Raw genomic sequence first — 23,653 nt, 5'->3', positions numbered from 1 at the left:
AAGGCTATCTTTCTGTCAGGAGAGGAAATCTTCATCCTCCTCTGCAAAATCATCCTCCGGACGGGACTTTCCGCCTAACGGTTCTCCGTCCCGGATCTTTTGCAGGTTATTCAGCCCACAGGCGATTCCTTTATTTCCATTGGAATTGAAGGCATAGAAGTTGATACTCGCCCTGCCGTACACACCGCTGTAAACTTCGCTTCGTTCCAGGATCGGCTGCCGGTCTGCATCCACGATTCCCGGAGCCGTGGTGCTATTAGCATTGACGAAATAGGCGTTTGCGTAGGCTTCATCATCCGGGCGTTCCACATCCCCGTCACGAAGCGGAGTTTTTAAAACAGAAAGCGCCGGGACACTCCTGCCGTTTCCTTTCAGCTTAGCTTCTCCCTCTTTGTAAGCAGCTTCGATAGCGGCTTTGATCCTGTTGATGGTCACCGTATCCGACTTGGGGATGATCAGGCTGACACTGTATTTTGGAGTGCCGCCGTTGATAGCCTTTGGTTCCCACACGTTGGCATAGGACCAGCGGGTATTCGGGCCAGTGATCAATTTCATCGGGTTATTGACTTTATTTGACATTCTGATTTCCTCCTCAATCTTTAAAATCATTCTGTGCCGTATTCATAGGCTGCCGCTTATCGGACAATGGCACAAGGACAGGCTTGCCCTGGGGCTTTTCGATCAGACCGCCCAGCAGCTCGTCAAACTTCTTTTTACCTAAGAGCCTCTGCATCTCCGTAAGGCCCAGCACCTTTTTGGCATAGGGATCATATCCTGCCTGGGAAACGGCATCGGCCACTGCATCCTCGCTGATGTATCGGCGGTTGGAACGTCCCTCCACCACTTTATAGCCGGGATACTCCGTCCCACTGAGTGCCTGCCGGAGCGCGTATTCCTTCACATCCGCTGCCCAAGCAGTCAGTTCATCTACCTTGTCCAGGATGGCGGCAATCTCTGCATCTTCCAATGTGTCAGGCATCTCAAAATCGTATTTTGCCAGTTCCAGGTTGTACTCTGCCCGCTTCCGGCAGGCCGCCTTTGCTTTGCAGAATCGGCACCAGTCCCCGCAGGCAAACTCCCCACGACCCTCATAGGCCAGCTTCGCTTTATAGGTCAGCTCGTTATAGGCCCACTGCAAAAGATCATCTTTTGCCATGATGCAGACACTCACGTTATCCCGGCGTGGCTGGAAGATGGTCATGCGGACAGTATCAATATCATGGATACCGTCAAACAGTTCCAGAGCGCCCAGGGCATACAGCATCATCTGGGGATTTTCTACGGCGGACACCTCCACACCTTTTCCGTGCTTATAATCCACGATATCCAGAATCCCGTCTGCGATGATGACGCAGTCGCCGGTTCCAAAGCCGTCTTTGACGAAACGTGAAAAGTCCAGACGCTGCTCGATCAGCACCACCGGATCTTTACAGGTTTTCTTTGCGTCCTCCACCAGTTCCAGCACATAGGCCGCATAGTCCAAGGCACACTGCTCCATTTCCTCGTTGTAGAAGGAAAGGTTTTCTGTTGGGTCAGCAGCATCCATGCCAAGCGCCCGTTTTAGCTTGTATTCGCACAGGCTGTGGGCGTCCGTCCCTTCCTGGGCATATTCGCTGCCCGTATCTTCATACTTCTCACAAAGCCTTGCGGAGGGCGGGCAGTTCAGCCACCGGTGGCTGGAAGATGCAGACAATAACGCATGTTTTCCCATCACAACACCTCCGCTTCCGCAAGGAGCGCCGGGTACTCTGCCGGGTCAATGTCCGACAGCTTATCCGCACCGTGCTTGATCAGGAGCGCCTTTACCTCTGCCGTATGACCGGCACGGGACTTCTCTGCCAGAGCCGCCCGCACCTGTTCTAATGTCAGCGGCTTTGACTGCTGCCCTGCCTTCTCTGTTGGCGGCTCCTCTTTCTTTGCGGTAGTTCTCTTTTCCGGTTTCTGAACCGGCTTTTCCTCCGTGGTTTGATCCATCTGTTCCTGCCCGCCCTGTGCTACAGCGTCAGCCACTGCCTGCAGGCTGTCTGCCAGGGAGCGGAGATCGGATACCACATCCAGAAGAAGTTTCATCTTACTCATGCGCCAGCCCTCCTTCCGCAACCTCCCGGATGGAAAGTTTCTCTACGGAACTGCCTGGAACAATAACCGTCAGTTTGACCTTGTCCCCAAGGAGAAAACGCATGAACCGCTCCCGCACAGAGACATTCCGCACACTGACCGCGCCGCTGTTCACAGGCTTTTTTGAAACACGGATCTGTAATGTGTGTTTCATCTCATCACCTCTGCTTTCTGAAGGACGGTATCGGGATGTCCTTCAACATACGGAGATTTGAAGCACGGTTTGAGGGGGGAGGTCTCAGAAAAATTTCAAAAACTTTCTTCTGGCCCCTTCGATGGATTCCCGAATGGTCTTGATGTCCTTACCCTCCCGGCGGGCGATCTCCCGGAGGAACAGTCCCTCAGCCGCCATCAGAAGCCTGCGCCGCTGCACCTCCGAGAGACGTCCAAAAGCCTCTTTGATCCGCTGGTTTTCCAGCTGCAGGAACAGGGCTGACTCCGGGGTCTCGCCGTCTGCGTAATCCCTGCCCTCGTACACTGCCGCATCCAGGGAATAGCAGTGGTACCGCTCCTTCCGGTCCTGGTTGCTTTCTTCCCGTCTGGAGTCCAGGATCAGGTTTCCGATTTCCTCATTGACCTCTACATCTGAGGTCTCTCCGTTTGCAAACGTGTAATTGATTTTCATTTTGCCGTTCTCCTTTCGGAGCCCGGCAGACGGCACCTTAGCCGCTAAAATAAAAAAAGAGCCTGACAAGCAGCACAAAAGTGCCGCTTGCCAGGCTCAATGTCGTCTCCATCATCTTTCAGATGGTATCGTGAGGGTTTAACCGATAACTAGGGAATGAAATCTCCCCCTCGTGCATCATGCTCAAACAAACGAATGATCCTTGTCCCGATTTAGCTATCCGTTTCCCTATCCCATATACATTCCTTATGAGACTTGCCGTATTACCGTAGCGCCTCGGTCAGCTCCCTGCGTAAACATTTGGAGCGAATCAGATTTCCTCTATTCAGTTTTAATTACCCCGATTTCTGAACTGCAATGCTTGCACTTTATCACGAAATCGGGATTACAGTTCTTTGTCGGGGTAACCAACTGTACTTTTGTATTTACAGATGCATCCAATAGCCTGTGTCCGCATTTTGGACATAGAATGGATCTCCTTTTCTTCTCTAGTCCATTGGCCTGTACCTCCTTCTTTCTTTGCATATCACATACACTCCTTTCTTGGCTGCTATCCGGCATTCAGGGGTAGGGAGTATATGAATCATCTTGATTCCTTTTATTTTACAAGGTCTGTCAGCCAGGGAGCTATCGGCCTTGATATTACTCTGGCATTCAAATAAGCCATTTCCAGTGTCAGGCATGTATTACCCAAATAATATCCTTCCATAACTGTCAGTGTCAGAGCAAGATCTGGCTTTTTCTCATTCGTCAGATATATCGGGAGAAGATACTGCATCTTTCCCTGATACCCTTGCGGCACTATAAGCCCCGGCTCAACTACTGTCTTTCTCCTGCCAATTTCCACTGCCGTTTCAAATAAAAGTGGCAAATTCCTGGCTTTACGGATTTTCGCTGGAATACGCTCCAGATTTTCTGTGTCTCCCAATATGTGTTCCACGTTGACCCTGATAGGCCAGTCTGGTTGAAAACCTGCGCCGTTCTGCGCCATATAGTAGGAGGGCATCTGCGGCAATGGCTGCACATATTTCAGAAACGGTGACAGTTCATCGCAGAATCCCCTGAAGTACCAATCTTTCATCGAAGTCTTTTTATGGTTTCGATCAAAGCAGGCATAAATCCCTTTGTATCGGGATGTGTATAATCCTGTATGAAAACAGGCACACTCATTTTCCACATGAAAATAACCTGCCGCTTTCCTGGCATCCCTTTCTGAATTAAAATCAATGCTCTGCTTTCGGAAAACAATATGTATGTACCGCTCCAGTATGGGGGTATCCTCATTTTTCGTTTTATAAATTGGCTTCTTGAACCGCCATGGCTCCGGCAGAGCCATTTTCGACAACTCGTCCAATTGTCCGTACCAGTCCGGCACATAGGCAAAATCAAATAAATCCGTTTCTATCATTCTTATGTTCCTTTCATAACAGTCTGTATTTTCCACCGTCCAATCTCTTCCAATGGCACTCTATCTCATGTATTCATATATCTGACTATTATTTCTATGGTCCCATTTCTTCCTCACTCCTTTCCCATGTCCCATACTCCCTGAAATACAAAATAGGGAAAAGGCGTTCCTGCAGACAACACTGCGTTCACGCCTTTTCCCTATGTGAGATAATAATTTTGTGGAAGTATGGCTCTGCCATACTATTGATGGTGCAGTTCTCTACGGATATTGCCTGAATTTTTTTAACCGTAAAGCCACTCCTCTATCCATTAAAAACATCTCCATTCTTCCAGTAAGTATGGTTGTACCATTCTCAAAAAGTATTGTATCTCCATTTTTACTTTTCAAAGGTATGGCACTAACATACTTACAGGAGGTGATATCATGGCTATTCATCCAAGACAGTTCGGCATCGTGCTGAAAAATGCACGAATGGATAAGAAACTCACACAAGCAGAATTAGCTGAAATACTGGATATTTCTTTACCATATCTCAAAGACCTGGAGCGCTTCCGGAACAATCCGAGCTACGATGTCTTCGAAAAAGTAATCCGCTACTTCAACCTGTCAGCAGATACTGTTATCTATCCAAACGAGAATCTGACCAATACTACATATCAGCAGATTGAGCGTCTACTTACTCGCTGTGATGAAGGGCAACTCCGTGTCATCCTTGCCACCACAGAAGCGTTGCTGTCCGAGAGTGAAATGCCTTCAGATTCAGAGTAACAGATAAAGGCTGTATTCAGGCGGTGTTTACATCACGTTTTTCCTGTAATTTTAAAGGCTCATCCCTGCACCGGAATCCTCCTGCAAAAATGAGCCTTTTCGTCACTGTATCTGTTTCATCAATTCCTCTGGAGATATCTCCTGCCGGAAAAGTCCCAGACCGCTTAATAGAAGGATGCAGTCTACATATCCTTGGCAGTATGCCTTCTGCCCCTCCATAGAATTCATATCTTCCAGCTTTGCCATCCACTCCAACAACGTTTGCCACTGATCTTCAGGAAGACTACGAACTATCTCCTCACACGTTTCACGTATCTCCTCCAATTCCTGCTGTGTATCTCTATATCCCGGCACCTCAACTGCGGTGTCCCTCGTCACATTTTCACAACGGAGCTTATTCAAAAAATATCCAACCTGTTCCCATACTTTGTTCTGCATATTCCATTCCTCCAGTCTGCTAATTATTATTAATATATCCTCAGATATTACACCATACCAAACCCTACTCGTTTCTAAAAAAGGAATAGGCAGCATTCCAAACGTTACGCTTCAGAACACTGCCTATTCCTTTTTTACCATATTCATTCGATAACCAACCCCTCGTACAGTCTGGATATACTCAGGCCGGCTAGGGTCATCTTCAATTTTCTTTCGAAGGCGGCGGATATGGGAAGTGATGTTGCTGTCATCCCGGAGATACTCCCCATTCCAGACGAAGTTATAAATTTGTTCTTTAGAAAGAATACTACCTTGATGAAGAGCCAGTACATACAGAATTCGGAACTCAATATTTGTCAGTCTCACTTCCTGATCTCGTTTCAAAACTTTATGCTGTTCCGACTGAATATATAATTCGCCGATTCGCATTGGTTCCTGCTCTTTTAATAATGTTTTATCCACACAAATGTCTGATTCTCCTACAATTTTCATTATTTTGTCATATATAATTTTTTCTGATTCATCCAACGAAAGTACAATTAGCTTTCCCACATACTCACCTCGCTGTGCCACTAAAGTTATAAGAGCAAACTTGCTGTTTCTATTTTATCTGCCACTTAATCCCGCAGCATGATATGAAAAGCACATTCCTCATGCTCTCTCAGTTTCTGGAAAAAAGGAATATATTTTTCCGAATTCCCAAAGGACATATTCCCTACATCTTCTATGAACCCCCCGACAATTGTCTGTATAATTTCCCCACTGCACTCAAAACAATAGGCGGCATCCTCCCATCCCGGCACTCCAAAAGAACCCTGATATTTTAGCAACGCCTGCGCTAATTTATCTCTTGACGCCCGGTGAGGATTTATAATTCCGGACCGACTGCCACTAATTTCATACGGTAATTCCGGCAACACACTCCCTGTATACTCGATAAAGTGGAGATATATTTTACAAAGTGCCTCCTGTGCAAACACATTCTTCCACTTCGGGAACTCTTTCATAAATTTATCCAACCCTTTTTGTCCAACAAAACTCAAAGCTGAATGTAAGTACATTTCTGCATTTGTTGCCATTCCCTTTTGTACGATCTGCGAAATGTCTGTTTCTGGCGATTTCATGTTAATCCCAAAATATGTATTTTTCTTGCTGATGCCAATATAGCTCTTTGCCCATGCCTGTTCAAGATTTGAAAGGGGAACTGGCTGAACCCCTTCTTTGGAGTTGTCGTGGATATACGCATTTTCATCATCATATCCAACCATCAAGACTACGTGTCCTAGTATATGCTGTTTCTGATAAAATTTCTGTTGATACGGCAGGTAAAACATATCAAGGCCAAAAAGTATCGTTGGTATCTCCCTATCCAATAATGCACATATTTCCTTCCAGGTTGTTCGAAAACATTTTCCCTCTCCAAACATTATTTCGTATCCGATAATCTCTTTCCAGAATTCATATTCCCGTTTTCCAATACTGCCCTGACCTAAGAAAATCATTTTAGGTGCATCAGCTCGTTTCTGAGAAATCATCTGAAAACCTGCCTTTGCATAAAAAATGAGTTCTTCCGGTATCCGCTTTCCGGTTTTCCATTCGTAAACATCGCATAATCCATTCACCGGACATAGATAGTCGGCCATTCGATGCGGTAATTCCAATCGTTTCATTCTCCAACCTCCTTTGCGACCTTCACTATAAGCCCTCGCATAGTCTGAGAGTCAAGAGCATATTCGCAAAAGTTCTGGTAAGACAATTGCAGGCAACATCAAATTGGACTAACTGGAAAACATACTTCTGTAACCATCTCATCTTCTAACTGCTCCATTTCAGGCGATATATGGTATATATTAAAATGATTTCCATTCAATTTATAGCAGTTATCTCCAATCCAACGTATGATTTCCTCATTTGCCTGTGGCAATAACGCATATCTTCCTTTAAATGTAAGTGTTGCAGCAGTAATTTCTTCAACCTTTTTGTACTTCATAATATCTGAATCACGGCATTTTCCAATGACCGCCTGCTGAATTTCTACATCTAAATTTCTATCCTGAAATCCCTCATCATGGAAAACTGCAATATTCCACGCTGGATTCGTAAATTGTATTTTTTGTTTTTTTCTTTCCTGCGCCAATCTTTCCCAAAGCTCCGCTTCCTTGTCTGGTGTTTCGATAATTCCTCTCACACTGATTACATAATGAGCAGGGATTTTTTTGAGTGCCACACTAAACAAAGGAATATCCGAATCACGATCCAAATTGGCTATCGTCGTTTCAAGCAGATTCAATTTTTTCCGCATATGCTCTATCTTCTCTTTCTGCTCTATGGCCTGAAGCTCAAGATAGTTTTTTAACCCTGTGTTGTCCGAGTACTTTGTCAATATCTCCTTAATCAAATTCAGACTCAAGCCCATGCTTTTCAATGCCTGTATCTTTCCCGCAATTGGTAACTGCCTTTCACTATAATATCTGTACCCCGTAAACTCATCTACCTGCTCTGGAATCAACAGACCAATCTCATCATAATGCCTCAACATATAGATACTGATTTGAGACAGGACTGAAAATTCTCCTATTTTCAACAAAAAAACACCTCCCGTTCTTCATTATAAACCTTCACATTATACGAGAGTCAAGCGACTCCCGTACTTTAGTAGGTGACACTATAAATCATCGTTGGCACAAAGTCAACTAGAAATTCCGCATCTATTCCCATTTAAAGAAACGGATGGCAATGCCTCCACAGACCACTGTGACCACCGCCATGATTGCAATTGGAAACCAGACTGATTCTAACGGTAGGCCCAACGAAGTTGCTTTCAGCAACTTAATTCCCTGTGTCAAAGGCAAAACATCTGCAATTTTCTGCAATACAGACGGCATCACTTCATAAGGTAAGGTTGCCCCTGAAAAAATGAGCATCGGAAAATACAGGAGGCTGGCAGCCACACTGGCTGTTTTCGTATCAGGCGCAACACCTCCTACCATAAGTCCGATGCTGAACATCGAAAACATCACCAGAAGATACATGAACAAGAAAATTCCTATCGATCCGTTGAACCTGCATCCAAAAAAGATGGACAAAACTCCAAAAACAAGGCACAAGGACAGCAACGAGTAGATTGCATAAATCGTCACCCACACTGCGAGCAGAAATGCCGGACTTGTAGGCGTAACTTTATATCTTTTTAATATCTTTTTCTGACGGTAATCGGAAATCAACAGCGGAAGCCCCATCACACCACCTGCACAAATCGCAATGGTCGATAATGCCCCGAAGGACTGTTCCAAAAAGGTATATTTTACTTCGGGAGCCGCTGTTTTTGCTCCATAAATGACTCCCAAAATTACAGCAACCACTACCGGCATACAGAGAGCAAAAATAGCCATGTCCATTCCCCGGAAGGATAACTTCAGTTCTGTTTTCAACATTGTAAAAAATTTATTCATTGTCTTCTTCCTCCTCACCAGTAAACCACAAATACGCATCTTCCAATTTCTCATAGGGACTTAATGTCACCGCTTCTTCCACAGTCCCTTCAAAGGCGAATCCGCCATCCTTCAGGATACCAATCCGGTCACAGAGAATTTCCACCTCGTCCATGAAATGAGAAGACAGAAATATTGTCAGGCCATGTTTCTTTAACTCCTGCAGGCTTTTCCAAACACCTCTTCTCGCTTTTGTATCAAGCCCTGTGGTAAGCTCATCCAAAAAGACCACCCTAGGATTAGGGATAAGAGACAACACAATAAATAATCTTTGCTTCTGACCTCCAGATAACTCGTTTACAAAAGCGTTTTCCTTATCTGCCAGACCAAATTTGTGCAGCAGCTCTTTATATGCCAGTGGATACCTATAAAGGCAGGTCGTTTCCTCACACAATTCTTTTACCTTGATCTTGTCTGGATAATTTGCTTCCTGGAACTGTACCCCAACCTGCTTAAAAAGTTGCTTTCGCTCCGTCCACGGGTCTAGCCCCAAAATGCGAACCGTTCCCGAATCCGCTTTCTTTGTCCCAAGGATACATTCTATTGTAGTACTCTTGCCTACGCCATTTGCTCCAAGCAGACCGTACACTTCACCCGCAGCAACTGAGAAGCTGAGATTCTCAATCACTTTCTTTCCGTCATAAGATTTGCTCAGCCCGGAAATTTGGATTGTTTTTTCCATTTCGTATGCCTCCTTATTTTTATTCTGAAATAAAGATTAGCATCCAATCCAACTATGGTGGGTAACTGTAGGGTTTTTATTCTGATATTTTTTTCATCTTCTCAATCTGACAAGTTACATAAAAAGCATTGTTTTTTGCCTCATTCAATGAAGTCAATAGCTTATCGCAAGCCCTTATTATATCATCATCATCCTTTGGCGTATTAATAGCTATTTGGATATTAGTTTGCGGATCATCCGATAAGGCCTGAAGCATTCTCAAAATAGCAGAGAGAGAATAGTTTGCACAACGAAGAGAGCGTATAATTTTCAAGCGAAGCATATCTTCTTCTGTGTACACTCGGTATCTGTTTTCAGTTCGCTTGATGGTAAACAGACCATTCAACTCCCAATTTCTTAATGTATCGATCGTTACCCCTAATATATCTGCTGCTTCCTTTCTTCTATATGTCCTCTGCACTCCAACATTGCTTTCACTCATACCCGATAAAATACTATGGGTAATCCGTATCGCTTCTTCTGCATTGGCTTTTTCGATGTCTATCTGAGCAATGTATCGCCTGGTCAATTCCATAGCTTTCTCATAATTCCCCAAAGCAGAAACCTTAATAATGTCAACCGCCTGTTTACGAAGTCCATTTTGAAGAACTTCCACCTGGAGAGCCGCCCGCGCTAATCTAAATTGTTCGATATGCAGATCAGTAAATACCCGATAACCATTCCCTAACCGTTCTGGTTTTGGAATTAAACCGAATTTTTCATATAAGCGTACTGTATTTACATGTATGCCGATTATCCTTGCTATGTCTATTGTCTTATATGTATTCATTCAACGCACCTCCATCCCTCATTATGTCATATTTTATAAGTCTGGTGTTATAATGTAGGGTTTTTTAGTTTACCGTAGAATGCCCTGAATAGCAAGTTTATTCTCAGTCTATCTAAATATTGGTTCAATATATGTTTTGATTAAATCTATCCTATCCCTTACCTTTGGCACAAAAAGCGCAGAAGATGACACAACTATTTTATCTTTTGTATTCACATAAATTATATTTCCTCCATCCCCCATCGCTGCATAACCATCTTCATTTATCCACCATAAATATCCGTACGATAAATCATGTTTCTTCCATCGGCTATGCTCTCTCGTACTTTCTTCCACCCACTTTTCTGATACAATTCGTTTTCCGTTCCATAGGCCTTTATTCAAATATAACTGACCAATTTTTACCATATCCATAGGGGAAAGTGTAAGTCCCCAACCCGCTGTATGAATCCCTAATGAGTCCCGTACCCATCCGCTGGTATTTATAGATTCATTAAATGCCAGTTGTTCCTCCTTGCTTTTAAACATCAAATCTCCTTCTACATGAATTTCTAATGGAGAAAATAAATTTTCATCTGCAAACTCAAATACCGACTGCCCTGTTGCTTTTACTAATATTTCTGAAAAAATATCCGGACCAATCAGAGGTGCATATCGGAATGTTCCGATCTTCCCCCCGGCCCCCTAGCAGGTCTAAAGAAAATTTCACCCAATCCTCACTAGTAAAATATTTCACATATGGAGCAAAAAAAACGATACTTATAAGGTGCTGTCATTGTCAGCATATCCTTGACTGTGATATTTTGGATGGTGTTTTCTCTCTTTCTTACTATGTATTCAGGGAAAAAATCCAGCACTTTCTGATCAATACTTTGGATATATCCTCTATCTACTGCAATCCCAATCAGTATTGAAATAATACTTTTTGTTACAGAATAAACATGAACCTGGCTTTCTCTTGTACATCCCTTGAAATATTTTTCATATACCAATTTTCCTTCTTTTAATACCGCCACGCCTGTGGTATTCCCATAATCAGTGCTGATTTTTTGTTCGAGTTTTCTAATTCTTTTCTGATCCATGATATCTCCTTTACTTTAACCTATTTGTAGACGCATTTTTTCTGTTTTATTTTTTTAATATCTTTTTTACTGGATAATAGACCTCTGTAATGAAATCGCTCTCCTGCAAAACCTCCGAAGGACTTGTTACATAAACTTCATAAAGTGCATTGCAATTTTCGTACCCTTCATTTTCTGCCCATTCAATTTGCTTCGCATAAACAGAAGATAGCTGAGAGTAGGAACCATGAACAACAGTTTTCAAACAAAGTCCAGGATAAAAATCCCTTGTTCCCGTTGCATACTCGTTGATTGGAACAGCAAATTCTGTATCCAGTCCAAATGGACTATATTCATCACTATGGAATAAAACCATTGGTGGAGCGGATGCTGTCAGGTTCTTTTCCTTCATTTTCTTAAACAGCTTTTCAAAGCAATACCCATACTCATCAGGAAAATCCTGTTCCTGAATCATCTTTTGTATGGACAGAAGATACATCTTTGGCACCTCCACCAGTTCTATACCAATATCTTCCATATATGACATAATCGACTTGCCCTTTCTTATGGCAGACATATCAGCATCTATCTGCTCCAACATATTTTTATACATCATCATTTGCATTGAAATCTCTTTTTTCTTTTTACTAAGAGCCGCATATAGTTTGTCATCTATTGCCTCCTCTGACTCAAGAATTGCCTTAATCTCTTCCAACGAAAAATGATACGCTTTCAGCCGATTAATAAACAGCATCGTCTCCAACTGATTAATAGAATAATAACGATACCCATTTTCTGGATTGATTTCTTCTGGAAGTATCAATCCTATTTCTGCATAATACCGAAGTGTTTTTGTGGATACTCGGCATATACTCGAAAATTCTCCAATCGTCAACATATAATAGGCCTCCTTTCCAGTACCAGTATAAACTTTGCCCCAAGGGAAAAGTCAACGGCACTTTTCATACGCATCTTCAAGGTAGTCGCATATTAATCGAATATAAAAAGAATTGCAAGTTTTATCTGATTTAACAATCCTGTCAACTCGGCACCTCTTTTATCCATCCTGTCTCCACAACATACTCAATATCTATCCTATCCACTCAACTCTCCGCCGTTTTTCACAGTAGACCAGTTCCCACTTACCCGTAAAATGAAAAAATCCGGGAACCCGAACCTGTCCTCTGACAAGCCCCGGCTCCCGGAAATCCCTTGTTTTCTACACTTTTTCGCTATCTTATTCCTTGACTTTTGACATCAAGACAACTGTCTCCACATGGCTTATCTGCCCAAATATATCAAATAAGTTTAGACAATCCCCTTATTTCCCTTTATATATAATTAAGATTTTTCCTGTTTTAGATGACTTAATTATATATTTTTTAGATTTTACTTGCAATACACCCAAGTTAGAGCGAACATAAGATCCAACAATAGAGGAGGTACTACTTTATGAAAATGTATTCAAAGCAATATAAAACATTAAATGGTGCTCAACAGTTTGTAAAACTTTTAAAACAAAAGGAGAAAAACGATATTCAAATTTGGGAATTTCCATTATCTTCCGATGTTAAAATATATATCGTTATTTGGTTTGAATAAATCTCATGATTTATAAAAGCCAATGTTAGTATAACATCGATCAACATTGGCTTTAACTAAAAATTACTCGGTTTTCATATTTTCAAACATAATACTCTCTATGCTATTCCTCTCAGCGATAAACTCTTTATTCGCTTCATCACGCTTCTTTTCAGCTTCTCTTACCCTATCCGCAATTTCTTTCTCCTTTTCTGGTGCCAATCTTGGAACAGGAATGGTAGCTACAAAGTCAGGTGTAATATGATCTACCACTGACGCATAGATCCCTTTTTCTAATAGTATTTTTCCAATATCTTCTGTTGCCAAATATGCATAAACATAATACGGATCAACAAGATTTTTATCGCAAATGACACGAATCACATGTTCTGTAACCATACTTCCTGCAATACTATCAGTAACCATAACAACTCGACCTGTTGACCCAGATCTTGTAATAAGAATCCAATCCTTATCAACAAAATGGTTCTTCGCCGGCGCATAATCTATAGGTTGATATTTTATATCAAAAGGTCTAACCTGCAAAATTTGTGTTCCAGAATAAAATGGAACACTATTCTCTCCCGCTTCAACATAGTTACGTTTGTGCCGCCCCGGATAAAAAATACCGTGATCAACCACGAGATCTCCAAGTCTGACAATTTCTTTAATATCATCTCCCACAGATTCTTCAATTTGTTTTGCAATATTATTCTTATTCGGGTCCCAATACCATGCATCAATTCTCCGTGCAGAATCCTGCATAATATTGGATGAATAGACAATAAAACAACTCGGTCCACCATCAGTATTTGTATTGTTTAAAAAGCCTTTTTCCGTATATTCTTTATACCTATCCAAAATTTCCGGAAGATCATTCCATATTACCCTTTCATTTTTATCATTGCGAAGATCAGTTCCATTAGAGTCTTTCTTATATAAAGGCAATCCTCTCCTATCATGGCCAACCGCTTCTGAAACAGCCATAAATATTGGATAGTTATCTGGAATATTCCGAACTTTTTTCAAAAAAACTAATGATGTTTTAGTCCCCGTATGTGGTTGGAAAGCCTCTCTAGGAAGATCCACTATAGCAGTAATTTGGACCCTTTTCAGTAACCACTTTCTAAATTCGACAGATTCTTCTTTTGCTCCAGAAAGATTCTGCTTTGGAAGCACAATTACCATTCTACCACCATCAGCATCGTTCGTAGCTTCTTTAAGATAAGAGATATCTCTTTCTAAAAAAAGTTTATCTGGATCTTGCCCTTCTAGAACCTCATTTGTAGGTTCACCGTTAATAATTTTATGACCCAAATCATATGTTCTCAACACATCTCGCCTTGTATCTTTGATCTGAGTTCCAAACGGGGGATTAGTAGTAATTATATCCACACTGCCTTCGGTAACCGAACGTCTAAAATTGGGATCGAGTCTATTAGTAAGATCCAAAGAATCTAAATTATAGATATTCCCCTTCCCTTCTCCCATAATGGCCATATAAGATTTAGAAATACGGTATAACAATGGATCAATATCGCATCCAAATACATATTTGCCAGCATAATCCTTCAGCATCCCCCTTTTTTTCTCTTTAGAAAACCCACGATTTGCATACAAAGTATTGATTTGCTTTCTTATGTTTTCCAAAGCAACTGATAAAAAGCCTGCGGATCCGCATGCAGTATCTAAAATATACTCTTTCTTACTATAGTTGGGAGCAATCACTTCAATGGCAAAACGTACAATTTCACGGGGAGTAAAAAATTGTCCGCTTTCCCCTTTCAAAGTAGAAGGAAGCAATACTTCATATGCATCGCCTAACGCATCTGTGTTTGTCTCCTCATCTGTTAAAGATAATCCTTGCAAAATAGAAACAATATAAGCAATTGATTCGTTGTCATACTCCAATGTTTCATCTTTAAACATTTCTCCGTAATCAGGGTCAGATAACAGTTTGGCATAAAGACCATCAATCCTTCTTCTTATTTCGGCTTTACCAGAATCTGATTTAAGTTCAACTGGAGTTGCTCTAAATTCACATAAGTCTTCAGGGGCAAGCTCATCAATTATTTTGCAAAACAGAAGTTTGATAATTTCAACAGCTATATTCTCTTCCCTTTTTATTGGCCCCGTTCCGTAAAGATGATAATACATTCTTTCAAATGTTAGTTTTAATGCTTTTGCTGGCTTCAAATCTCCTTTATGATATTTCCCAATCATCTCTTGTGTTTCTCCATATCTAGGAAGAGTGGGAATTATCATAAAGTGAATTGGATCAACCCCCATATCTCTATAATGATAATATGGGCCCTTACTGTTTTTTTCCATACCAGCATACCAAACAGCGTAGGGAGCAGTAGTAGCTGTTATATACGTCAGCGCTTGAACATCGTATGTCTTTTTAGGCGTCTCAATTTCAACTATAATATAAGCATTTTCTTGGCAATGATCTTCACTTCTATATACTACAATATCGGCTTTTTCAGCATTTCTATTTGCACCTCGCTGAATTATGACTTCTATATCAATATTCTTTTTTGGATATCCTAGATCATCAATTAAAATGTGTTCAAATTCTTGCCGATACGCCTCTTCTGGATTATTATGAACTATTTTTCCAGTAGCATAATCAACAATTTCATCCAACTTAACTTTTGTTCTGTCATCTTTTTTTAATCCATCTTCTGATATATCATCTGAATCCGAACGTCTTGCATCTGAAGGCTTCGGTACATCAGAAGGTATAAGCCATGTTTTTCCCTTTTTTACAGCACCAGCGATTCTCCCCTCGCTACAAAGAATTGCTATTCTTCTACTGGAAATACCCCATTTTTTTGCCATTTCACTAGAAGTTAATAAATTCATATTTTAGCTCCTTTCATTACAAGCATAGATACATTATATTCGTATATCTGAATATTGTCAATCATTATTCACATATCCGAATATCGTTAAAAACACAAAAGCCTGAAAGAGCTTTCTCCCAGGCCATTCTACATTATTTACCTTTTCTTTCCTCAGTAGTAGTAAAATCGTAGTCTTCCTCTGACTCTCCTACCCCAATTTGCCGCATTTCAGCCGCCAAAGGCCGCTAAACAGCTCATACTCTGACTCCTGCCATGGCAGATGAATAGTATTTTTATCATGTTCGCATTTCTCCTTATATGTTGGTTTTCCTTGATTTTACGGGCTTTCCCGCATTTTCCCATTTTAGGGAAACTTGCATATTTTGGCATATGTCAGCAGGTTTTTCCTCTGAAAAGTTGTAAAATAGGTTGTAAAACTTCCCCTATTTTACAACTTTACAACTCACCTAACTACATATCTTTTTCATCTCTTTTTGAATATCTTCAAAGCCTACATGCGTATAAGTGTTCAGCGTCACGCCAATATCCGAGTGCCCCATAATCTTCTGCAACGTCTTAGGGTTCATGCCCGACTTTGCCATATTGGAGCAAAATGTATGACGGCAGACATGAGGCGTCACCTTTGGCATTTCGGCTTTGTAAATTTTATTATATTTCTCACAGATATGCTGGAAATACTTTTCCCAGTGCAGGGCGACCATTGGCATAGCATTTTTGTCCAGATACAGAAAGCCCACTTTCCCGTCTATCATGGGTTCTGTCTTTGGCTTTTTGCGGTTCTCAATGATTTTTTGCGGAAACACTTTTTCACCTCGTCTGTCATGGGTACAAGCCTTGTACCGCACTCGGTTTTCGTCTCCTCTATGACATACTCCATATTCCGTTTTCTCTGCAACTGATGATTGACGTCGATAACGCCGTTTTTCAAGTCAATATCCGCAATCGTCAGCCCTACAAATTCAGAAATCCGAAGTCCTGTCTTAAAAAGGATATAGATACCTTCATAGTATCTGGAAAAGTGTTTATCCTCTTTTACGAATTTCAGAAATGCCCGTTCCTGCTTTCTGGTAAGGGCTTCTCTTGTCACACTGTCATTGACAACTACCGTGGCAAGCTGGAACTCAAAGGGATTTTTCCTTATCAAATCATCATCAACCGCCATCTGGAACGCTGGTCTTACAACGCCACGCACAGAATGTATGGTGCTGTACCCTCTGCCGTCACTCTGCAATTTAATCAGCCAGCCTTTTGCGTCAGATAATTTCACCTTATCAATCCGCTTTTTTCCAAAGTCCTCTTTCTTGATAATGTTAATGACAAAGTTATAATTGGCTTCTGTATTATGCTTCACTCCTGTTTTCTGCGACACATATTTCTTCACCAAATCCAGCACTGTCATTTCACCGCCACAAGGAACAATATCATCTTCCAAATCTCTATGTATCAGCTTTTCCTTTTCTCTCAGCGACAAATCATCTTTCGCCCCTTTGGGAACGGTATCTGTCTTGACCAGTTTCCAACTATACACATATTTTATGTTTCCTGCATTATCTGTGTATTTATACATGAAACGTCTGTCTTTACGTTGACTCTCTCCATTTCGCAAGACACGACCTTTATTATCACGTCTTTTCTCGCTCATCTTCGCTCCTTTCCACTTTTGAAAGAGTCCCGATATGACATTTTGAAGTATAACATATCCGGCACTTCTCTACCATATCCAAATCTATAAAACGCCAGAATACGGCGTCAGATAGCGTCCAGTTCGTCAATAACTTTCTCAAACTGTTTTCTCTTGATCTGGATACGGTTGCCGTTCATCATCAGCCAGCAGGCTCCTTGATTTTCTTCTGCCAGCCTGCGGAGTTTCTTCTCCCCGATACGGAAATATTTTGACGCTTCTTCAATGGTCAGGGTGTATTTCTCCCATACGGGAATATCCGTATTACTCATACAACGCCCCCTTTTCCGCTTTTGGTATCATACTGGATATGCGGTATCAGTTCTTCCCTGCCTATCCTCTGTAAATGCCCCGTCAGCTTGCTGGAGAGTGGAGGGCTGTACCTTGCCTTGTCCAGCATTTCCCCGACTGATTTCAGCTCACCTAAAGCATCATGCTCTTCGAGAAAATAGAAACCTTTGACCGCCGAGATAACGCCCCCGTCCGTCAGCCATTGCTGGGTTTCCAGAAGCGAGTTCTGTGTTTTGGGGATATGAAGCTTCAAAGGCTCTACGTTCCCTAAGAAGCGTTTCCAGAAACGGCACGTTTTCCAACGGCTCTTGTTGCTCTCGCTCTTGTTGGGAACGACAAAGCGCAGATTTTCCGCCAGCAGACCGAACGCAAGTTCTCCCAGCTCCATAGGTCTTTCCTCAAAGAGCATGGCAAAGGCGTGTGCCTTTTCATCACGGAGCTGTATCTCTGTACGTTTCCAGCTCCCGATTTCGTCAAGGGATTTACTGTACTTTGCGCTCACCTCTCTGTCCTTATCGTAGAAGCGGTAAGATATGGCGGATTTCCCAGAACCGAGATAAGCCGTCCTTGCCAAGTCGTCCGTATCATACTTGCTGTCGTCAAAGTGGTAGAAATCGCTGGTGGAGACAAATTCCTCTTTTTCAAATTTCTTCTGTATCTGTGCTGGCGTGAAGAACGGTACTTCATTCCTGTCGTCAATGGCGATATCCAGCCTTGTAAAATGGAACTCTGTACCGAACCAGCGAACGCATTGATGAAACATATGCCCGAATGTACGGTTATGACTGTCGAGGATATTAAAAATATCATCACACCCTCTCCCTGTCATAACGAGGTAACAGCCAAGTCCCTCTGGATTGTCCTCTGTAGGCTTTGCGTTGCCCGATATGTAAATGTCCCCTAACTGCCAGCGTGTCTGGTAAGTCTTAAAAGCTACTTTTGCCGGATAAGTGATAAAGATATCTTCCGGCATATCTAAGATGTGCCTTATCACTTCTTCCGCTGTTGCACTGTCAAATACAATGCTGATGTAATCAATCTTTACTGTCAGATGTTCATGTGTTGCTATGTTGCATTACTCCTTTCTTTCCGTTGTGTTTTGTGCATAGTCGGAACAGCCATTTTCCCTTTATCCATGCACATTTTCAGCTACTATGACTTGTATGCGCAGGGCGGTGTTACATATTCGCCCTTTGCGGAACGCCTGACGGCGTTCCTTCCCAGATATACCAGCCCGTCCGTGTCACGTCTGGGGTGACGTGCCCCGTCCGTTCTGGCATATCTGGAAACTCCGATTTTCAGTCCATAAGATCGTGTATTAACGCTTATGAAGTGAAAATATCTCTTATCAATGCTTACTCAAGCGTGTGATTGACCTTATAGTGCTTAATCACTGTTTCTAGCGATATAGTAATGCCAACAGAGTTATTTGTCAAGAACTTTTTCTTGACTTTCTGTAAACAAATAAGTATGATAGGCTCATAATCCAAATGAAGGGAGAAGATATGCCATGAATTATCAGCTTTTGGGCGAAAATATACAGATTATCCGAAAACATAGAAAAATGAAACAACAGGAGCTTGCGGACGCTATTGGTATCAACTTGCAGAGTCTTTCCAAGATTGAACGTGGTGTAAACTATCCTACCTTTGAAACACTGGAAAAGATTATAAATGTGTTGGGTGTAACCCCGAATGAGCTTCTAACGGGTGAATGGGAACAAACTTCCCATGTGGAACAATTCATTATGGAAGTTGTGAAACGGGAAGAAGATTTCAATGTTTCTCTCGACAGTTTACCCGACCATGAATATTTCCAGAGCCAAGAAGAATGGCAGTTCTACATGAAAGCAAAACTGTCTGAATATATTCAGAACTATATGAGTGACACTAAGACTTCTGTGGAGGAACTCTGTGAGATAAAGAAATTAGTCCAGCGACAGAAAATAGAACGACTGATAAAATGTTACGACGTTCTGCATAGTAAAGAGTGCTACGGCGAACCCTTGAAAGGCTATCCACATGTTGAGCCTTATGATGATGCAACATTAGCTGACCTTGCGGATGAGAATAATAAACGGAACATTCCAGAAGTGTCACCGAAAGATGATTTTGACAGCTACGATTACAACGAATATTTGAAGGAACTAAACCACAGAAAATAGACCGCTTCTCTCCTCTTACAAGAAGATACAGAAAACTAAAAAGCCCGGATCAAGAGTGTAAACACCACCTACGGTGGCAGGCTCTTGACTGGGCTTTTCATTTTCTGTTTATGGTAGACAAGAGGAAATAAGGATATGAGTGTTGTTGCTTCACTGAAAGATAAACTGTTTTCAAAAAGGACAATCCCATTGACATACATGCAGATTGCATGATACCATATACGTGCAAAGTACATGTATAGGGGGGGGAGTTTTTGCCACGTAATAAGTATCCAGAAGAAACAGTTCAAAAAATATTGGACGCTTCTTTAAAATTATTTTTAGAAAAAGGGTACGAAGAAACAACTGTATTAGATATTATAAGCGAAATGGGCGGACTGACGAGAGGAGCTTTTTATCATCATTTCAAATCAAAGGAAGAAGTATTTGATGCTTTATGCGAAAAACTTTTTTATGAGAGTAATCCCTTTGAGAAAGCAAAAAGCCACAAAGAACTGAACGGATTAGAAAAGTTGAAGTTCGTATTAAAAACATCTTTTGATGAAACAGAGCATCATCAGTTAAGTATGGCATCCATGCAGCTTATGGGAAGTCCAGCTTTTCTAAAAAAACTGATTGAAAGTAATCAAGAACTATCGCCTATGTATCAAGAACTGATCGAGGAAGGAATACAAGACAGTTCAATTAAATCAGAACAGCCAAAATTATTAGCAGATTTATTTGTTCTTTTAACGAATTTCTGGTCGATACCTACGATATATCCCATGACTGATGATGAAGCATGGCAGAAATTTTTAATGATTAAATCGATTATGGATAATCTAGGGCTTCCAGTAATTGATGATGAAATTGTCAAGTTATGCAAAGAAAAAGCTTAGCGTTGCATATGAAAATAAGATTGTCGAAAGGCAATTTTATTTTTAATAATATACATACATGTAACATGTATAAATAGGAGGGAATTATGAGTATCTATATTAAGAAAAACAAGTTCTTATTTATCTTAACGATTTTAACCAGCGTAATCTCTTCTCTGGGGTATGTTTTTATGGCTGTCCTGCTTCAGCAACTATTGGATATCGCTATGGATAAAAATATCCAGCAATTTATAAGAATGGTTATATTTTCGATTGTCTACTTTATAGTGTTGGGATTTTTTCTTTATCTCCAATCGTTACTAAGCAAAAAAGTAATTTGTAAGATTATACTTCAAATCCGCTCGGATGTTTTTCGAGGAACAATCAATCACAGTATAGAAGATTTTGAAAAGAAGAATACCGCTGATTATATATCTGTCGTTACAAATGATGTGAAAATGCTGGAGGACAATTTTTTACTCCCATTATTTGAAGTAGTCCAATACACCGTTATCTTTATATCATCTTTCGTATTGATGATTTATTTTGACATCATTGTTACACTTTGCGTAATAGTAGCGATTGCAGTTATGTTCCTTATGCCAAGTCTGCTGGGTGGAACACTGGAAAAAAGACAGAATAAGTTTTCTTCAAAGTTGGCAGAATTCACAGTCAGCTTAAAAGATATTCTGTCTGGATTTGAAATTATCAAATCATATTCTATGTCAAAAACCGTAATACAACGATTTGATAAGGCAAATACCGAAACAATTAAATCTAAATATAGCGTTGACAGATTACTTGCACTAAACGAGGGGCTTTCTGCTTTCCTAGCCCTTATGGTTCAAATTGTGGTTTTATTCTTATCTGCTTACTTTATTATCGCAGGACGCATAACTGTGGGAACTTTATTAGGAATGGTACAAGTGAGCAGTAATCTGGCAAATCCACTTATTATGATATTTACAAATATTCCTAAAATGAAGAGCGTCCACCCTATTGTAGAGAAGTTGGAAATTATATCGAAACATTCCATATTTCTGTCCCAAAAAGAAAGTGTAGCCACATATCAATCTCATATAAGTGCAAAAGATTTGTCCTTTTCCTATGACGGAACAACAGATATATTAAGCGGAATAGACTGCCTTATTGAAAAAGGTAAGAAATACGTTATTGTTGGGAAAAGCGGTTGCGGAAAAAGTACACTGATTAAACTTTTATCTGGTTATTACTCCACATACAAAGGCAAAATTTTATATGATGATACGGAATTTCATATGCTGGATAAAGATAGTGTGGTTCAGCTGTCATCAATAATTCATCAGAATATCTATATGTTTGACGAAACCATATATGACAATATCTGTTTACATGAACATTATCCAGAGGAACAAGTTGAAAAAGTTATAGCGGACAGCGGATTGACCGAATTTATATCTGAGCTTCCAACCGGCTTGCAATATCGGGTCGGAGAAAATGGCTCTAATCTATCTGGTGGACAAAAACAAAGAATTGCAGTTGCACGTGCTTTGATCAGAAACAAACCTATTCTCATATTAGACGAGGGTACATCTGCCATTGATATGCAGACAGCATACGATATAGAAAACAGATTATTAAAAATGGAAGATTTAACACTCATAACAATTACTCATCATTTAGAACAAAATTTATTGGATAAGTACGATGAAATCTTTTATATGGAAAATGGTCACATTAAAGAAAGGGGAAGTTTTAAACACCTTATCAATACATCCTCTTGTTTTTCAGAATATTTTCATTTAAAGAAATAAAGGACACTAGAAAGAATGAAATCATCTTCTTTTAAAGAAGTCATCAGACTACAATTCAATGCTTTAATGATGATAACCATAAAAGGCACGTTGAAGCAAAAGAGAAAGTTGCTTGCCAGACGTTTCAAGCAGGAAGTGTTATTTTGTGAAATGGGTGAAGCAAAGCTGAATGAGCAAGGTAATGTTGATAAGTATTCTTGCGATACAACGACATTCCCAGTGTTACATTTCACTGTTCAAATATCTGATGAAAAAATCAGTACAGCGTTGAACAAATTATCAGAGAAACAAAGAGCGTTTATTCTGCTCTACTATTTCCATGATATGAGCGATAAAGAAATTGCCAAGCTGTACCATGTATCACGTTCTGCTGTTGGCTATACACGGAACAAAGGCTTAGAAAAATTGAAAATGATGTTGAGTGAAAAGGAAATATTGTAAATGACAAAAGACTATGGTTATCCCTCTTTTGACCTTATCTGTAAAGCGTCAAGTGGGGATGAAACATCCATCAAGGAAATTCTAAATTTTTATGACGCTTATATCTCCAAGCTGTGTTTACGCCCGTTTTATCACGAAAACAGCAATGTCAGCATGCAGGTAGATGAAGAATGGAAAGGCGAGATCCAGACCGCTATGGTAAAGGCTATGTTAAAATTTGAGCTCAAGATTAAGAAATAGCGAAAATGTTAAACGGGAGATACATATTTTGGCTATCTCCCGTTTACATTAGTTGTTATACCTCGACTCTTCCAATGGCAACTTGGTTTTTAAGTCTATTATAATGCTTAAAATTTATTTATGTAGATAATAGGATTTTGTTGCATTTTATTAATAAATGCAACCATCTTTCAAATTCTAATCTAATACGCTTTGCTTCTTTAATTCCAAGATCCATAAGTTTATAAAATACCTCTTTGTTATATTTTTTATCGAACATAAGCCCCCCTTTATCAAACACATACCTTATTTAACGTCCCGTAACTGAAATTT

At 40.7% G+C, this 23,653-nt stretch carries 26 protein-coding genes and 1 pseudogene; 7 read left to right on the top strand and 20 right to left on the bottom strand.

Annotation, left to right across the window (positions count from 1 at the left end):
* Positions 1-15: 15 nt before the first annotated feature.
* From BLHYD_RS03060 to BLHYD_RS03035, 6 genes are all read right to left on the bottom strand, one after another.
* Entirely contained in the window at positions 16-609 is a 594-nt protein-coding gene (locus BLHYD_RS03060; protein WP_005947574.1) for a DUF2815 family protein, read from the bottom strand.
* Positions 593-1,711 (bottom strand): DUF2800 domain-containing protein, encoded by a 1,119-nt coding sequence (locus BLHYD_RS03055; protein WP_005947572.1) that lies wholly within the window; start codon positions 1,709-1,711, stop codon positions 593-595. The genes BLHYD_RS03060 and BLHYD_RS03055 overlap by 17 nt, the downstream gene beginning before the upstream one ends.
* Entirely contained in the window at positions 1,711-2,079 is a 369-nt protein-coding gene (locus BLHYD_RS03050; protein ID WP_005947570.1) for a hypothetical protein, read from the bottom strand. The genes BLHYD_RS03055 and BLHYD_RS03050 overlap by 1 nt, the downstream gene beginning before the upstream one ends.
* On the bottom strand, positions 2,072-2,272 hold the full coding sequence (locus tag BLHYD_RS03045) for a hypothetical protein (protein WP_005947568.1): 201 nt from the start codon (positions 2,270-2,272) through the stop codon (positions 2,072-2,074). Before BLHYD_RS03045 ends, BLHYD_RS03050 begins: the two co-directional genes overlap by 8 nt.
* An 84-nt stretch (positions 2,273-2,356) precedes the next feature.
* Positions 2,357-2,743 (bottom strand): hypothetical protein, encoded by a 387-nt coding sequence (locus tag BLHYD_RS03040; protein ID WP_040350457.1) that lies wholly within the window; start codon positions 2,741-2,743, stop codon positions 2,357-2,359.
* 598 nt (positions 2,744-3,341) lie between these two features.
* Positions 3,342-4,151: a DUF3825 domain-containing protein gene (locus BLHYD_RS03035; protein WP_005947564.1), complete on the bottom strand. Its 810-nt coding sequence runs from the start codon at positions 4,149-4,151 to the stop codon at positions 3,342-3,344.
* A gap of 426 nt (positions 4,152-4,577) precedes the next feature.
* On the opposite strand from BLHYD_RS03035, the gene BLHYD_RS03030 reads away from it, so the two are divergent.
* Complete coding sequence (locus tag BLHYD_RS03030) at positions 4,578-4,922, top strand: helix-turn-helix domain-containing protein (RefSeq protein WP_005947561.1); 345 nt, start codon at positions 4,578-4,580, stop codon at positions 4,920-4,922.
* A 102-nt stretch (positions 4,923-5,024) separates the two neighbouring features.
* Here the strand turns inward: BLHYD_RS03030 and BLHYD_RS03025 are convergent, their stop codons facing one another.
* From BLHYD_RS03025 to BLHYD_RS02985, 10 genes are all read right to left on the bottom strand, one after another.
* Positions 5,025-5,360: a hypothetical protein gene (locus BLHYD_RS03025; RefSeq protein WP_005947559.1), complete on the bottom strand. Its 336-nt coding sequence runs from the start codon at positions 5,358-5,360 to the stop codon at positions 5,025-5,027.
* Positions 5,361-5,483: 123 nt separating this feature from the next.
* On the bottom strand, positions 5,484-5,822 hold the full coding sequence (locus BLHYD_RS03020; protein ID WP_242648385.1) for a winged helix-turn-helix domain-containing protein: 339 nt from the start codon (positions 5,820-5,822) through the stop codon (positions 5,484-5,486).
* A gap of 155 nt (positions 5,823-5,977) precedes the next feature.
* Positions 5,978-7,030: a BtrH N-terminal domain-containing protein gene (locus BLHYD_RS03015; RefSeq protein ID WP_155799547.1), complete on the bottom strand. Its 1,053-nt coding sequence runs from the start codon at positions 7,028-7,030 to the stop codon at positions 5,978-5,980.
* A gap of 98 nt (positions 7,031-7,128) precedes the next feature.
* The gene (locus BLHYD_RS03010) at positions 7,129-7,899 is read right to left on the bottom strand and encodes a MerR family transcriptional regulator (protein ID WP_005947554.1); all 771 of its coding nucleotides are present in this window, start codon (positions 7,897-7,899) and stop codon (positions 7,129-7,131) included.
* A gap of 169 nt (positions 7,900-8,068) precedes the next feature.
* Positions 8,069-8,812, bottom strand: coding sequence for an ABC transporter permease (locus tag BLHYD_RS03005; protein WP_005947552.1), 744 nt, complete (start codon positions 8,810-8,812; stop codon positions 8,069-8,071).
* Positions 8,805-9,533 (bottom strand): ABC transporter ATP-binding protein, encoded by a 729-nt coding sequence (locus tag BLHYD_RS03000; protein ID WP_005947551.1) that lies wholly within the window; start codon positions 9,531-9,533, stop codon positions 8,805-8,807. Before BLHYD_RS03000 ends, BLHYD_RS03005 begins: the two co-directional genes overlap by 8 nt.
* 76 nt (positions 9,534-9,609) lie before the next feature.
* Entirely contained in the window at positions 9,610-10,362 is a 753-nt protein-coding gene (locus tag BLHYD_RS02995) for a MerR family transcriptional regulator (protein WP_005947549.1), read from the bottom strand.
* A gap of 108 nt (positions 10,363-10,470) precedes the next feature.
* Positions 10,471-10,890 carry a serine hydrolase domain-containing protein gene (locus BLHYD_RS17285; RefSeq protein ID WP_005947547.1) on the bottom strand — a complete coding sequence of 140 codons (420 nt, stop codon included), beginning with the start codon at positions 10,888-10,890 and terminating at the stop codon, positions 10,471-10,473.
* Between the two features lie 191 nt (positions 10,891-11,081).
* Positions 11,082-11,444 carry a serine hydrolase gene (locus BLHYD_RS17280; RefSeq protein WP_005947545.1) on the bottom strand — a complete coding sequence of 121 codons (363 nt, stop codon included), beginning with the start codon at positions 11,442-11,444 and terminating at the stop codon, positions 11,082-11,084.
* Positions 11,445-11,490: 46 nt separating this feature from the next.
* Positions 11,491-12,321 carry a MerR family transcriptional regulator gene (locus tag BLHYD_RS02985; protein ID WP_005947543.1) on the bottom strand — a complete coding sequence of 277 codons (831 nt, stop codon included), beginning with the start codon at positions 12,319-12,321 and terminating at the stop codon, positions 11,491-11,493.
* 554 nt (positions 12,322-12,875) lie between these two features.
* On the opposite strand from BLHYD_RS02985, the gene BLHYD_RS02980 reads away from it, so the two are divergent.
* Positions 12,876-13,025, top strand: coding sequence for a hypothetical protein (locus BLHYD_RS02980; protein ID WP_005947541.1), 150 nt, complete (start codon positions 12,876-12,878; stop codon positions 13,023-13,025).
* Between the two features lie 63 nt (positions 13,026-13,088).
* On the opposite strand, the gene BLHYD_RS02975 is transcribed toward BLHYD_RS02980, so the two are convergent.
* The 4 genes and pseudogenes from BLHYD_RS02975 to BLHYD_RS02960 all read right to left on the bottom strand — a co-directional run bounded on the left by BLHYD_RS02975 (position 13,089) and on the right by BLHYD_RS02960 (position 18,837).
* Positions 13,089-15,872, bottom strand: coding sequence for an N-6 DNA methylase (locus BLHYD_RS02975; RefSeq protein ID WP_005947539.1), 2,784 nt, complete (start codon positions 15,870-15,872; stop codon positions 13,089-13,091).
* 448 nt (positions 15,873-16,320) lie between these two features.
* Positions 16,321-17,516: pseudogene (locus BLHYD_RS02970) on the bottom strand (tyrosine-type recombinase/integrase).
* 107 nt (positions 17,517-17,623) lie between these two features.
* Complete coding sequence (locus BLHYD_RS02965) at positions 17,624-17,827, bottom strand: excisionase (RefSeq protein ID WP_005947530.1); 204 nt, start codon at positions 17,825-17,827, stop codon at positions 17,624-17,626.
* The gene (locus BLHYD_RS02960) at positions 17,824-18,837 is read right to left on the bottom strand and encodes a replication initiation factor domain-containing protein (RefSeq protein WP_242648390.1); all 1,014 of its coding nucleotides are present in this window, start codon (positions 18,835-18,837) and stop codon (positions 17,824-17,826) included. Before BLHYD_RS02960 ends, BLHYD_RS02965 begins: the two co-directional genes overlap by 4 nt.
* 519 nt (positions 18,838-19,356) lie before the next feature.
* Between BLHYD_RS02960 and BLHYD_RS02955 the strand changes: the two genes are divergently transcribed.
* The 5 genes from BLHYD_RS02955 (at position 19,357) to BLHYD_RS02935 (ending at position 23,341) form a co-directional block, all read left to right on the top strand.
* Positions 19,357-20,010, top strand: coding sequence for a helix-turn-helix domain-containing protein (locus BLHYD_RS02955; RefSeq protein WP_005947527.1), 654 nt, complete (start codon positions 19,357-19,359; stop codon positions 20,008-20,010).
* Between the two features lie 254 nt (positions 20,011-20,264).
* Positions 20,265-20,888, top strand: a complete 624-nt coding sequence (locus BLHYD_RS02950) for a TetR/AcrR family transcriptional regulator (RefSeq protein WP_005947525.1) — start codon at positions 20,265-20,267, stop codon at positions 20,886-20,888.
* Between the two features lie 86 nt (positions 20,889-20,974).
* Positions 20,975-22,660 carry an ABC transporter ATP-binding protein gene (locus tag BLHYD_RS02945; protein WP_005947523.1) on the top strand — a complete coding sequence of 562 codons (1,686 nt, stop codon included), beginning with the start codon at positions 20,975-20,977 and terminating at the stop codon, positions 22,658-22,660.
* A gap of 15 nt (positions 22,661-22,675) precedes the next feature.
* On the top strand, positions 22,676-23,101 hold the full coding sequence (locus tag BLHYD_RS02940) for an RNA polymerase sigma factor (RefSeq protein ID WP_005947521.1): 426 nt from the start codon (positions 22,676-22,678) through the stop codon (positions 23,099-23,101).
* Positions 23,102-23,341 (top strand): helix-turn-helix domain-containing protein, encoded by a 240-nt coding sequence (locus tag BLHYD_RS02935; RefSeq protein WP_005947518.1) that lies wholly within the window; start codon positions 23,102-23,104, stop codon positions 23,339-23,341.
* Positions 23,342-23,653 lie beyond the last annotated feature (312 nt).

Source organism: Blautia hydrogenotrophica DSM 10507, from assembly GCF_034356035.1.
Taxonomy (GTDB): domain Bacteria; phylum Bacillota; class Clostridia; order Lachnospirales; family Lachnospiraceae; genus Blautia_A; species Blautia_A hydrogenotrophica.
The sequence above is the reverse complement of the archived record's forward strand: the minus strand, read 5'-3'. Positions and strand labels throughout refer to the sequence as shown.